General features: G+C 60.3%; 11 protein-coding genes. All 11 read right to left on the bottom strand.

All coding sequences use genetic code 11. From position 1 onward, the window contains the following. Positions 1-630: a hypothetical protein gene (locus C1A15_RS02645; RefSeq protein ID WP_101721138.1), complete on the bottom strand. Its 630-nt coding sequence runs from the start codon at positions 628-630 to the stop codon at positions 1-3. Between the two features lie 2 nt (positions 631-632). Then, entirely contained in the window at positions 633-1,628 is a 996-nt protein-coding gene (gene pilM / locus C1A15_RS02640; protein WP_101721137.1) for a pilus assembly protein PilM, read from the bottom strand. Between the two features lie 35 nt (positions 1,629-1,663). Next, positions 1,664-2,524 (bottom strand): prepilin peptidase, encoded by an 861-nt coding sequence (locus tag C1A15_RS02635; protein ID WP_101721136.1) that lies wholly within the window; start codon positions 2,522-2,524, stop codon positions 1,664-1,666. Then, positions 2,525-2,941, bottom strand: a complete 417-nt coding sequence (locus C1A15_RS02630) for a prepilin-type N-terminal cleavage/methylation domain-containing protein (protein ID WP_245865078.1) — start codon at positions 2,939-2,941, stop codon at positions 2,525-2,527. A gap of 69 nt (positions 2,942-3,010) precedes the next feature. Next, on the bottom strand, positions 3,011-4,219 hold the full coding sequence (locus tag C1A15_RS02625) for a type II secretion system F family protein (protein ID WP_101721134.1): 1,209 nt from the start codon (positions 4,217-4,219) through the stop codon (positions 3,011-3,013). Beyond that, a complete protein-coding gene (locus C1A15_RS02620; RefSeq protein ID WP_101721133.1) occupies positions 4,219-5,274 on the bottom strand; it encodes a type IV pilus twitching motility protein PilT in 1,056 nt (351 codons plus the stop codon). The genes C1A15_RS02625 and C1A15_RS02620 overlap by 1 nt, the downstream gene beginning before the upstream one ends. A gap of 38 nt (positions 5,275-5,312) precedes the next feature. Continuing rightward, entirely contained in the window at positions 5,313-7,019 is a 1,707-nt protein-coding gene (locus C1A15_RS02615; RefSeq protein WP_101721132.1) for a GspE/PulE family protein, read from the bottom strand. Then, the gene (locus tag C1A15_RS02610) at positions 7,020-7,472 is read right to left on the bottom strand and encodes a hypothetical protein (protein WP_101723658.1); all 453 of its coding nucleotides are present in this window, start codon (positions 7,470-7,472) and stop codon (positions 7,020-7,022) included. 65 nt (positions 7,473-7,537) lie between these two features. After that, positions 7,538-7,897 carry a type IV pilus modification PilV family protein gene (locus C1A15_RS02605; RefSeq protein ID WP_101721131.1) on the bottom strand — a complete coding sequence of 120 codons (360 nt, stop codon included), beginning with the start codon at positions 7,895-7,897 and terminating at the stop codon, positions 7,538-7,540. Beyond that, positions 7,894-8,532, bottom strand: coding sequence for a hypothetical protein (locus tag C1A15_RS02600; protein ID WP_245864882.1), 639 nt, complete (start codon positions 8,530-8,532; stop codon positions 7,894-7,896). The genes C1A15_RS02605 and C1A15_RS02600 overlap by 4 nt, the downstream gene beginning before the upstream one ends. A 34-nt stretch (positions 8,533-8,566) precedes the next feature. Continuing rightward, positions 8,567-12,553 (bottom strand): type II secretion system protein, encoded by a 3,987-nt coding sequence (locus C1A15_RS02595; RefSeq protein WP_101721129.1) that lies wholly within the window; start codon positions 12,551-12,553, stop codon positions 8,567-8,569. Positions 12,554-12,638: the final 85 nt, after the last annotated feature.

The following is a 12,638-nucleotide window of genomic DNA, read 5'->3' as shown; positions in this document are numbered from 1 at the left end:
TCAGGCCCCCTCTCCCTCAGCCGAGGCTTCCGCTTCGGTTTCCAGCGGGCCCTTGAACACGATCTGGATCGTGGCCGACGTGCCGCTGTCGTTCTCGCCTTGCGCCGTCGACACCGTGACATGCGCCACGCGCTCGTCGCTTTCCAGGCTTTCCACCAGCGACGACACCCGACTCAGATCGACGCCGAGGCATGTGGCCGTCACCGTGTTCGACACCACGCGCAGCGAGTCGAGGTAGCCCACGTTCATGACCTTCTGCTGCAGCAGATCGAGCACCGTGTCGCGATCGACCAGGTTCTGCTCCTGCTCGCTGAGGCCCGGCACCACATAGCGGTCGTACTGCGCGTTCAGCTCTTCGTAGTCGGCATTCTCGGCGATGAGCGCATCGAGGCGCGCTTGGGCGGCGGACACCTCGTTGCCGCTTTCCATGCTGCTCGCCAGCGGATCGACGACGGCGAACTTCGCGAATATGCCGATGAGCACGAGAGCGATCGCGAACAGCGCCAGCTGCACGACCAGGTTGCCGCGCGCCTGCTCGGTATCGACCAGGTTGATGGACGTTTTGGTGGGATACGCCGGGGCTTTGCCGCGCTTCAGCGAGCCGAGCGAGACTTCCTGCTTCAAGTCCATGGCTACCGCCCCGCATTCATGGTCGCGCCGATGGCGGCCGGGCAGCGAAGCGCCTCTTCGACGGGCACGCGCGAAGAAGGAAGCACGTCGACGATGGAGGCAACGCGCAGGTCGGCATGTGCGGCCACCGCTTCGACCAGCGGATCAAGCAACGATCCGCCGCCGCAGCAATACGCCACTTCGATGGTGGTGTTCGGGTTGTTGAAGCCGTAGAAGTTCAGCGCGCGGCCGATTTCGACCGCGATGGATTGGTACACGCCACGCGCGCCCTCGGAAGTTTGAGAGTGTTCGTAATCGGCGCGTTTGTACTGGTCGGCCACATGCTCGTCCACGCCGAACTCATGCGCGATCGCTCGATCGATATCGATGCCGCCGATCTCGATGACGCGCGCCACGTCGTAGGCGCCGTCGAGGAAGAAGTGCAGCTTGGTCACGTGATGAGAGAAGTCGATGACGCAGCAGTTGGCCAGCGCGCGGGAGTTGCCGCCGATGAGGTTCTGATAGGCCGCCTGCTCGGGAAGAGCCACCTTCAGCTTCAGCCCCGCGCGGCGGAACATCTCGGTGTAGTCGGCGATAGCCTGCTTCGAAGCCGCCACCGCGAGCAGCTCCATGCCCTCGGGCTTGCCATCGGAACCGTTCTGCATGCCGAGCATCGCATAGTCGTAGATGTAGCGATCTTTGCCCTGCGAGATGTAGTCGCGGAACTCGTAAGGCAGGTTCAGCGCGAGCTCCTTCTCGGTCATGGCGGGCAGCGACAGACGGCGGAACAGGCTGTCGGCTGCCGGCACGACGAACGCGACGTCCTTCGGCATGCCGCCCGTGCTCTTCACAACGCCCTTGATGAAGTCGGCCATCGCGTCGTGGCTGACCACGCGCCCGTCGGCAACGAGGCCGTCAGGAAGCGTCTCGATCGCTACCTTGGTAACCGTCTCGCCATCGCAGACCGCCAGCTTGACGCTGCTGTCCCCGATGTCGACACCCGTGTACGTTTTACCCATGCGGCGCGTTTCCTTTCAGCCCGCTGCATATCTTGTCAGAACAACCCCGCGTACCACGTGAGGATGGTCGGCCCCGCCAGCAACGTGAACACCGTCGCCGCCGCGATGGCCGGCCCGAACGGGATCGCCTTTGTTCGGATGTTTTCGTCGGAAAACCCCCGAGCAACTGCGAACGCCAACCCCATCACGCATGCAACCAGCAGGTTGAGCATCGACCCTGCCAATCCCAAGAACAATCCCACCATGAACAGCAGCTTCACATCGCCGCCGCCCAGCGATGAGCGCTTCGTCACCATGTCGAACACGAGCGACAGCAACAGCACCCCGCCCGCCACGCCGACAGCACCCACGATGCCATCGAGCGCCACTGCTCCGCCCGGATGAACCCAAGCGGCGAACAGGCTGCCCACCGAGAACGCATCGGCGCGCGGCACCGGGATGAACCAGATGGTGATCAGCCACAGCGCGCACCCCGCTACTACGAACCCATTGGGGATGGTGTACGTGTCCAGGTCCATGAGGGCTACCGCCATGAGAATGCAGACGAGCACCAGGTACGCCGCCGTCTGTACGGACACCCCGTAGCGCACGATCAGCGCCGCGAACAGCACGGCCATGAGCACTTCGACGACAACGTAGCGCGGGCTCACCCGCTGCCCGCAATGACGGCATCGACCGCGCAGCGCGAGCCACGAGACGACGGGGACAAGGTCGAGCGCGCCCAGCACGTGCCCGCACGAGACGCAATGGCTGCGGCCGGCCAACACGCTTTCGCCGTTTGCCTGCCGCCACGCCAAGCAATTCACAAAGCTCCCCAAGCAAGCACCGAGCAGGGCGGCGATCCCAAGAAGGACCGCCGCCTGAACAGGTGAGAATGCTGCAAAAGGGATGGTCACTTAGCCCGCAGGGGTGGGATCAGGAGCGACGTTCTGTCCAGTAACTGTCACGTTGATAATTGCCGAGCCTTTCGCAATCTCCGCACCAATTGATGCCGCATCATCAGTTTCACCGAAAGAGTTATCGGCAGACGAGGTCCCCTTGGTGAGGTTCGTTACCGATCCGTCTTTGTTGACCGTTGCATAGAAGGCTTGCGATTGGGTTTTGTCCGTAATACTCTTGTCAAGTAGATACGCCGATATGGCTTCCGCTTTCACAGAGCGGACCGCCGACTGCCCAACAGCCTCATTGGCGCTACCCATTGCACCCGAGAACACCGGTACCGCAATTGCCACGAGCACGGCCACGATCGCAACAACGATCAGCAGCTCGGCCAGCGTGAAGCCGCCGCGATCTTCGCGCACCCTCTTAATCATCTCTTTCACTCTCGTTCCTTTCCCCAACGTAAACTTTTTGTTTATGCACACCCCGGGGTGCCGATAAACTTACATGGCAGCATACAACGAAAACATCGGCAAATACAGCGCAATAACGATGAATCCCGCAAACAGCGCCATCAGCACGAGCAGGGCCGGCTCCATGAGCGCGAGCGCTTTGTCGGTCACGCGCTGCGTCTCGTCGTCGTAGAACACGCCCATGGTTTCCAGCGTGCTTTCAAGTTCGCCGGTTTGCTCGCCGACGACGGTCATCTCGATGAGCGTGCGCGGCAGATACGTGCTCGCCTCAAGCCCCTCGCCAAGCGAGCGACCCTCCTCCAGACCGGCTTCCATGCGTCCCACCTCGCGCGATAGCACATGATTGCTCATCACGCGCGACGTGATGGCAACGGCGCGCGTGATCGGCAGACCCGCCGCAACCAGCATCGACATCGTGTTCGCAAACTGAGCGGCGCCCGAATACACGCCTACGACGCCCAGAACCGGCAGCTTCAGCTTCATGACGGCGAACGTCGTTTTTCCTTGCTCCGTGTTGCTGAACAACTTGACGCCCACGATGATAAGCGCGATGACCACGACAATGATCAGAATATTGTTCGTGACGAAATTCGAAGCATCAATCAAAAATTGAGTCATGGCCGGCGTGTCCGCGCCCAGCGACGAGATCATCCCCGTCATCGAAGGGATCACCATCACCATCATGACCGCGATCACCACCACGGCGATGATCGCCACGAAGATGGGGTACGTCATCGCGCCCTGCACCTTCGCCTGCACTTTCGCCCGCTTGTCGTAATAGCCGTGCAGGCGCTCGAAGCTCTCGGGCAAATGACCGCTTTCCTCGCCGGCGCGCACCGTCTCGATGAACACGCGCGGGAGGTTCTCGCCCTTGTTCTGGAAGCTTTCGGCCAGGCCGTGGCCCGCCGACACGTCTTCGGCCACTTCCGACAGCACGCGTTTCAGGTACTTGTCGTTGGTTTGGTCGGCCACCAACGACGTCGCGCGCGAAATGGCGAGTCCGGCGTTCAGGATGGTGGCGAACTGGGCGCACATGATGGCGAGGTTCTTCTGCTTGGCCTTCGGCTTCGTAATGTCCATGGCCAGCAAGTTCTTGCCCTCGCGCACGGGCTTGACGCTTTGCACGATACGGCACTGCTCGCGAGCGCGCTCCATGGCCTCGATCTCATCGAAGGCCTCGACGACGCCGTCCACGCGGTCGCCGGCGGCCGTCATTCCAGTGTAGGTGAAGGTGGGCATCAGCGGAGGTTCTTTCTCACGTAGTCGACGTCATGAGCGGCGGCGATGGCGGTATCGGACGCGATCTCGCGGTTGCGCGCAAGCGCGATCAACGCATTGTCCATGGTCACGCTGCCAGCGGCGGCCGACGTTGCCAAAGCGCTGGCGATCTGCGGAGTCTTGCCCTCGCGAATGAGGTTGCGGATGGCGGGCGTCACCATCATGAGCTCGCAAGCCAGCGAGCGTCCCATGCCGTCGCGACGCGGCAACAGCTGTTGCGACAGCACGGCCACGAGCGTCGTGGACAATTGCATGCGCACCTGGCGCTGCAAGCCTTCGGGAAACACGTCCACCATGCGGTCGATGGAGTCGGCGGCCGACTTCGTGTGCAGCGTCGCCAGCACGAAGTGGCCCGTCTCGGCCGCGGTCAGCGCCGTCTGGATGGTGTCGAGGTCGCGCATCTCGCCGATGAGGATGATGTCGGGATCCTCGCGCAGCACCGCGCGCAGAGCATGGTGGTAGCTTTCCGTGTCCTGACCCACCTCGCGCTGCGAGATGATGGATCGATCAGGCGTGTAGATGTACTCGATAGGGTCTTCCATCGTGATGATGTTCTCGGCGCGCGTGTGGTTGATGCTGTCGATGAGCGCCGCGAGCGTCGTCGATTTGCCGCTGCCGGTTTCGCCCGTCACCACCACGATACCGCGTTGGATGTTGGGGAACTCCATGACCGCCGGCGGCAATCCGAGCGTTTCGAGCGCCGGAATGCGATCGGACAGCAAGCGCAGGGCCGCGCTCACGTGCCCCTGCTGGCGGAACAGGTTGATGCGCACGCGCACGCCCGCGATCGTCTCGGCGCGGTCGAGCTCGCCGATGCGTTTGATGCGATCGAAATCGTCGCCGGCCAGCTCGCGTGCCAGCTGCTCGCAGTCCTCGTGCGCAAGCGGTACGTCCCCGTCGACGCCCGCATCCATGAGGCGACCGCCCACGCGGAACTTCACGGGCAGCCCGCACACGAGGTGCACGTCGGACGCGTTCACTTGATGCGCCAGGTCGATGATCTGTTCTACGTTCATGAAAAAATCCTTCACTCAAAGGGAGGTGGTCGTGATCGCTATTCCAGCGCCGTGATGGTCTTGCGGGCCTCTTCGACGGTGGTGACGCCGGACAGCACCAATTCGCGGCAGCTATCCTCCATCGTCTTGAACGAGCCCGTGCGATCGATGGCGTCCTTCAGCTCTTCGCGCGTGGCGCCGCCCGTGATGTGGCCGCGCAGCGCACGGTCGATGACGAGTATCTCGAACACGCCCGTGCGCCCGCGGTACCCCGTGCCGAAGCACATGGGGCACCCGGCTCCGCGGAAGAACTTGACGGAAGGATCGTACGGCAGCCCGATCGCGTCGAACTCTTCAGCATCGGGACGATACTCCTCACGACAATGCGGGCACACCTTGCGAACGAGACGCTGGGAGATGACGCCGCGCACGCCGCTGGCGATGAGGTACGGTTCGACGCCGATGTCGATGAGGCGGTCGATGGTGGACGCAGCATCGTAGGTGTGCACGGTCGACAGCACGAGGTGTCCGGTGATGGCGGCGCGCATGGCGATCTCAGCCGTCTCGCCGTCGCGGATTTCGCCGACCGCCACGATATCGGGGTCCTGGCGCAGAATCGCGCGCAGGCCGCTGGCGAAGGTCATGCCCGTCTTCTCGTTGATCTGCACCTGGTTCACCGCGTCGATGTTGTACTCGACGGGGTCTTCCAGCGTGACGAGGTTCACCGAGTCGGTGTTCAGCTGGCGGATCATCGTGTACATCGTGGAGCTCTTGCCCGAGCCCGTGGGGCCGACGATCAGCACCATGCCGTTGTTCGCGCCGATGAGGCGCTGGTACTTGTCGAGGTTGTCGCCTTCCAGACCGATGCCTTTGGGGTCGAACAACGCTTCGCTCTTGTCGAGCAGACGAATGACCACCGTCTCGCCATGGATGGTGGGCAACGTGTTGATACGCAGGTCGATGTCCTGCTTCTTGAGGCGGATGTTGGCGCGGCCGTCCTGGGGCACGCGACGCTCCGAGGTGTTCATGCCGCCCATGATCTTGAGGCGCGAGATGACCGAGGCTTGCAGTTCCTTCGGCACGGTGAGGATCGTGCGCAGCACGCCGTCGATGCGCATACGCACATGCAGGTCTGCTTCGCGCGGCTCGAGGTGGATATCGCTCGCGCGCTCGGTGGCGGCGCGTTCGATGATGCTGTTCACGAGGCGAACCGTAGGGGCGGACTGCGCGTCGGCGTCGTCTCCCAGCGTGGAGGTTTGGAACGAGCCGGCCGCCGCGTCGTCGGAACCCGTAGCGCGCGCGTCGCGCTTCATCTCCTCGATGGCGCGCGCGGCGCCCTCGTTGCCGTACAGCGTCATGATGGCGCGCATCAGCGAGTCTTGCGTGGCCACCATGGGGACGACGCGTTTGCGCGTGGCGTTCTTCACCGCTTCGATGGCCATGAAGTTCAGCGGGTCGCTCATGGCGAGGCACACCTCGTCCGGCGTGGTGCGCACGGGAACGACGTTGTACTGACGCGCGACGTTCTTCGAGATCACGCGGCTCATGTCGGGGTCGAGGTCGATCGCCGACAGATCGATGAACTCCACGCCCAGCTGCATCTGCAGCGCCTCGATGAGGCCCGCTTCCGTGATGACACCTTCGGCGATAAGCTCGTCGCCCAGGCGGCGCTTCGTCTCCTTCTGCTGCTTCAGGGCGTGACCCAGCTGGTCCTCGGTGATGAGGCCCGCGTCGATCAACACGTCTCCCAAACGTTTATGGGCCATCTACGATCCTATCCTCTTCACGGTCATGGTGGTGTCGGCAAGCGTGGAGCTGCCCGATTGTACGGTTATGCGGAACGACCAGGTGCCAGCAGCTGCGTCGTACGAAAGGCTAGCAAGCTGAGGCGTGAGACCGTCCTTGGTCGAGGCAAGACGAGCCGCTGCACTGCAATTCAGCCAAATCCCATCTTCTCGCGTTTGAAGCACGGCCGTCTCGTGTCGCGTAGCACTCGTGAAGTACAGCGGATTGCCGTCCGACTGAACCCCGTCGCCCTCCACCTCCAACGCGTACACCAGCTCGTCGCTTACCTGCTCCACCGCCTGCGACAGCAGCGCGTCGGCCTGCGTCTGCAAGGTGATGCGGCTGTACGAGCTCATCGCGGCCCCGAGCCCCGCGGTCACCGCGACGCACAGCAGCCCGATGAAGATGATGCTGATCAGCTGCTCAGCGATCATGAACCCCCGCGTGTCGCGCAGACGGGAGGCAAGAAGAAGGCGTATCCCTTTTGCGTTGCAACTCCTCACGAACCCGCCTCCCCGGAAACGGCCGGCTGATCGTCGGTCGAATACGCGGAATACTCTCCCGAGCTGAACAGGAGGACGTCGACTTCGCAATCGCTCAAGTCGAAGTTGAAGGTATCGGGAACGAGCACCGCGACCTTGCCCGGCGTTCCTCCATCGTACAAGTTCGATTCGGCGGTGAGCGCACCGCTCAGCTCTTGCTCGCTCTTCGCAGTTACGCTCACCGACGCCATGACCATCGTCGCAAGCATCGTGGCGCCGAGCACGGCTATGAGGATGGCGACGAGGGCCTCGACCATGGAGTCTCCACGCTCGTCGGAAAGCTTGGCGTGCGCGACCTCGCGCGCTCGACGAATCATGAGCCCCCTCCCGTCGCTTTCTCTATGACCGTGTTGTCGCCGTAGGAGAACCGTACCAGCTTTCCGTCGATGTCGTAGGACGGCGTGCACTGGATGAACACCCTCATGTTGTAAGGAGAAGCTGCAGAAAAACTCTTATCAAGAGACATGTTCACCGTGATATTCAGATCGGTGTCCACCACGAGCGTGGCATACACCGGCTTCGTGCCTTGAGGCGGTTTGATCTCTATGCTGCTCGCCCCAGGTTTTCCGATGATGTAATCGGCAGACTGGACCAGAATGCTCTCGGTTCGCTCCTTGCTCCAGAAGCTCTTCCCCAACTGCGTGCGCACCTGGGACACATCCGCAACGGGCGCTTCGCCGTTGTAGCTGACGCCGATCGTCACCGCGTTCTTCCTGACCGTGTTCACGGTGCCGTTGACGGTTTCCTCGATCTCCTCCGAGCCGCCCAACTGATCGGCCACCAGCTCCGCAGCCGATTGCATGGCGTATTCGTCCTGCTGCAGCTCCTTATGCGTCTGCACCGATTTCGCCTGCACCGAGGCGGCCGTCACTACGACGGAGCCGACGATCCCGCAGATCAGGAAGAATACCAGTGCAATGACGATGGAGGCGCCAGAGGTGTCTTCTTTCAAGCGGTATGTTCGTTTTTTCCAGGTCAATGGTTCCCTAAGACTTTCCCACATACGTGGCATCGAAAGGTACAAGCTCGCCTTCGCCGATTTGGTACCACGCTTTTTCCGGTTTCCAGTCGATGGGAGCGAACGGCACATCCGATTTACCGGCCAGACTTCCTGCCGAAAAGCCCTTCTCGTTTAGATCCGCAGCCAGTCTCAGGGTGATGCCGGACAGCTTCGGATGGTTCAGGTTCTCGTTATATACCTGCGAACCAACCGCGTACCCGATGAAGCCGCCAAACAAAAGCCCGTCTTTGGATGCAGAATACGACGTCTTTCGAACCACTTTGAAAACCGAATCTTCAATAGAGCACGCGTAAAGGCTCGAACCCGTGGAGCTACCGACGAGTCCTCCGATCTTCACGGTGTCTCCCCAGTCTTCATCCTTCATTCGACTATACGCCCACTCGACCTGTTCGACGCGCGAGCGATACATCTGAGAACCGCTGAAATACCCGACGAGGCAGCCCATTCCATTGGGACTCTGGTTGGCAGATTTGAATAACAGGCTTGCTTCGTTGCCATCGGCATCAGGTCGCCCCACAACAGCACAATCGTTGATGAAGCTCGATTGAGCATAACCGACCAACAATCCGAACGACTGCTGGCCAGCTCCGCTGAGTACAACCTGGCTTCCAGAGATCGTCAGCACGATGTTGTTGAGCGTAGCACCGTCTATCTCTCCAAAGAGACCTTGTCCATGGTTGTTCCCCGAATAGTATCCGTTGCCGTCTTTCGTCATACAATACACGTAGGCATTGTCTATTTCATACTGAACCTCTCCACTCTTGCCCGTATACGTGCCTCTGAACACCTCGTTGAATTTAACGGCGGACGGCAAGTACCGGTTGGCATCTGCCATGTCCAAATCATGTTCCTGGACGAAATGGTGAGACATATAGAAAGATTGTAGCGATACGTTGACACCGTTTTCTAGATTGATCCCGTTGTTCCATTTGAGCGATCCCGGGAACTGAGCTGCATGCCGGACGCTCCAGGGGTCGACCGCCGTGCCCCATTGCTTTGCCGCTTCATCATCCATGGTTACAGCGTGTGCGAAGTTGACGTTCAAGTAAAACGTCGCGCTGAGATCGGTCTTCTTCAATGAAACGCCTAGTGATAAATACCGCTGGGAGCGCAGGGAGTCGCTCACGTTCTCGGTTTTGATTCGATATGCGTAATAGAGAGCATCGCCGATCGCGATCACTTCACCCTTCGCGAAGCTGTTCGGACCAATGGAGCCTTTGATCTCGATTTGGCCAAAAGGGGTGTCGGCCGGAACGAGGAGGAAATATCCCCAGTCGGCGATTTGATTATCAAAACCGAGGCCGCGCAGTGGTTCCGACCCGTCACGATAATCGGTGTAGCCGTACGATCCCGACACGTTGCCATCCTGGTCGAATTCCAAGTACACCAGACCGAGCGTTGTCTTGGGCTTTTCTTTCTTGGCATACGTCGCGCTGAGCTTGGTTCCTTTTTGATTGAGTTGCTCAACGTAAGCTCCCACCAGATCGCCCGCCGCACACGCGACAGACCCTACGCCGTCTTTGGTGTCAGACGTCGTCCACCCCGAAAATTCGTATATGTAGTCCTCGTCTTCCTTATTGGGCAAGCTTTGGATGGTCGCCACATCCCCGTCGTCGACCAAAACGTGAGGGACGTACTGATCGGGATAGTCGAGCTTGGTCTTCGCATCATCGTCGTAGTATGACAGAACTCGGTAGAACCGGAAGTCTTCGAGCGTGGTCAGCTTGAAGTCGTAATTCGATCCCGAGCGACAGGTATATTCGAAGTCGTTCTCGTTTTTCAGAAGCGCTTCCGGCATTGCCTCGAGGGCGTCGAACGATTCTCCCCGGAAAAGCCAGAGCGCCACCTGGGTCATCCTGGTGCTGCGAACGCCCGAAAGGTACTGATCGTTCTGGCCGCCCCCGTATTCCCTGATGTTCTTGAACCCGATCGCCGGAGCTATCGAATAATACACGCGAACGTTCGCGCCTTTATTGAGATAGGACGTCCCTTGTTCGAACCCAGCTTCAATCTGGCTGGTCACGACCCATGAAACGTCGGAAGACGAAGCTCCGAATTCACCCTCGAACGCGGCGCGCGCCGAGGTGGATGAGGGATTCGTTCCTCGCGAACTGGTCTGATCGGTGCCCGATTTCAAGAAAGAAGCCACGAGATCGCTTCCCTGACCCTGAGTATCGCTCTTGCTCAAGCTCGTGAAATAGGCCTGTACTTCGGACGACCTCGGAGCCGTACGCACGTACAACATGGCATTATCGTCTTCGTCGGCGATCTGCAAACCGGGATACGTGGACGCGGTATTGTAAAACGCGCTCGCATTGAAAGCTACGGTCACTATTCCAAGCTCGTCGGTATCCATGCCCGCAATGCTGTTGTACGAGGTCCCGTTTTTGTCGTACCACGTGAAGCACTCGTTCAAAGGCGCATAATCGTACTGCACCCCTGCCTGCGTGAACTTCGCCCACTCCCACGCGTCGCCGTTCAGGTAGCCCACGCGCATCATCTCGCCGTTGTCGGCGCGCTTCAGCCAAAGCTCCCAGATCTGATACTCATGCTGGTTGTACGAGCCCACGGTCGCCTGAAAGCGGAACGTGCTGTCGTTGCGAACCGAAGAGGAAGGCACGCTGGCGCCTTTGTACGACTGGTATGCGGCTTGCGCGTTCTCCGATTTGAGCTTCGCGTTCGCATCGGTGCGGCGCAGGTAATGGTCCATGTCTTCCGAGAGTTGCATGACATCCTTGCCAACGGCCGGATCGCCTGTATCGTCGGTCACAAGCACGACAGGCTCTTTATACGGCGATGCCTGGGATTCTCCATCCCCGTCAGAAGCATTGTCGTCAGCCGCCTCGTCGGCTTTCACCGCTTCCGAATACGGGTTCGTCACCATGAAGGTGAGCTTGCCGACCGATTCGGGCCACTTGATGTTGGCAGCGGCCTTCGCAGGAACGCACGGTCTCTGCGAGTCTTGAAGCTCGACCTGCACCTTCAGATCGTCGTTCCTCTGGCATTTCGCGAAAATGCCCTTCAGCGTATCTGAACCTTTGGCGGTCGCTTTGTCCGACAGTTTGTTGAGATCGATGGAGTACACGTTTCCGGGCGCAACGCCATCACGACCGACCAGGACAACCACATCGCTCGCCTCGGAACCTGAAAGCCCGAACGCGTCCGTCCCCTCGTCGTCGCTCACAGAGAGGGTCGACGCCTCTTTGCTCAAGCCCGACAACACGAACGATACTCCCTGAGTCGTGTTCTCGATGCGCACCGTCGCGTTCGTCGAGCCTGCGCTTCCGTCTTCGGAGATGTTCGGGTCCTGGATCATCAGGCAGCCGGTCTTTTCATCCACCCAAATCACCGGATTCCTGAGAGCAACCTCGGAGGTCGCACCCGCAGGGGTGCCTTCGTAGTAGCCGACCATAGGGTTGTTTCGCAAGCGACGGTCCTGATCGTCGGGAGCAGCGCCGTTCGCGGTGTAGTAGGTCAGAACAGCGCCGTCGGCAGGAGTTGAGGTTCCGAAGAACCCCGACTTGCCATCGGAATAGAACACCCTGGTCACCGACGCGGTGGAAGCGTCGAATTCGATGATGTAATCAGCATTGCGAACCGTGTCGTCAATGGAGAGAGACGGAGCGATGCCTTGCGAGCGCGCGGTGGCCGCGGTCATGAGGCGCACGTTCGTATCAGTCTGCGCCAGCCGGGCTACCGGGAAATCGCTCTTGTAGTTGTCGCCGTCTCTCACCAAGTCCATCCACGTGCCCGACACCTTCTTCGCGGTCATCTGGGTTTGGGCAGCGTTGGCGATGGATTGGGCTGCGCTGTTGAGCTCGACCATGCGCATGTTGTTCTGAGCGGTCATGAAAGAAGGAATAGCGATGGCCGCAAGGACGAGAATGATGGCGATGCTCATCATCAGCTCAGCGAGCGTGAAACCCGCCGTATGCTTAACCCGATCGGTCATTGCTATGCTTTTTCCTTCTCCTACCAGGCGATTGAGCGCAAAAAGCTTTAGCTATGCATCATAACACTTACGACACGGGGGGATA

The sequence above is a fragment of the Eggerthella timonensis genome (assembly GCF_900184265.1).
GTDB lineage: Bacteria > Actinomycetota > Coriobacteriia > Coriobacteriales > Eggerthellaceae > Eggerthella > Eggerthella timonensis.
The sequence above is the reverse complement of the archived record's forward strand: the minus strand, read 5'-3'. Positions and strand labels throughout refer to the sequence as shown.

Coding starts and splice junctions, on each gene's coding strand:
- C1A15_RS02645 (WP_101721138.1), bottom strand. CDS start 630: ATGGACTTGAAGCAGGAAGTCTCGCTCGGCTCGCTGAAGCGCGGCAAA.
- C1A15_RS02630 (WP_245865078.1), bottom strand. CDS start 2,941: ATGATTAAGAGGGTGCGCGAAGATCGCGGCGGCTTCACGCTGGCCGAG.
- C1A15_RS02615 (WP_101721132.1), bottom strand. CDS start 7,019: ATGGCCCATAAACGTTTGGGAGACGTGTTGATCGACGCGGGCCTCATC.
- C1A15_RS02610 (WP_101723658.1), bottom strand. CDS start 7,472: ATGATCGCTGAGCAGCTGATCAGCATCATCTTCATCGGGCTGCTGTGC.
- C1A15_RS02620 (WP_101721133.1), bottom strand. CDS start 5,274: ATGAACGTAGAACAGATCATCGACCTGGCGCATCAAGTGAACGCGTCC.
- pilM (WP_101721137.1), bottom strand. CDS start 1,628: ATGGGTAAAACGTACACGGGTGTCGACATCGGGGACAGCAGCGTCAAG.
- C1A15_RS02625 (WP_101721134.1), bottom strand. CDS start 4,219: ATGCCCACCTTCACCTACACTGGAATGACGGCCGCCGGCGACCGCGTG.
- C1A15_RS02605 (WP_101721131.1), bottom strand. CDS start 7,897: ATGATTCGTCGAGCGCGCGAGGTCGCGCACGCCAAGCTTTCCGACGAG.
- C1A15_RS02595 (WP_101721129.1), bottom strand. CDS start 12,553: ATGACCGATCGGGTTAAGCATACGGCGGGTTTCACGCTCGCTGAGCTG.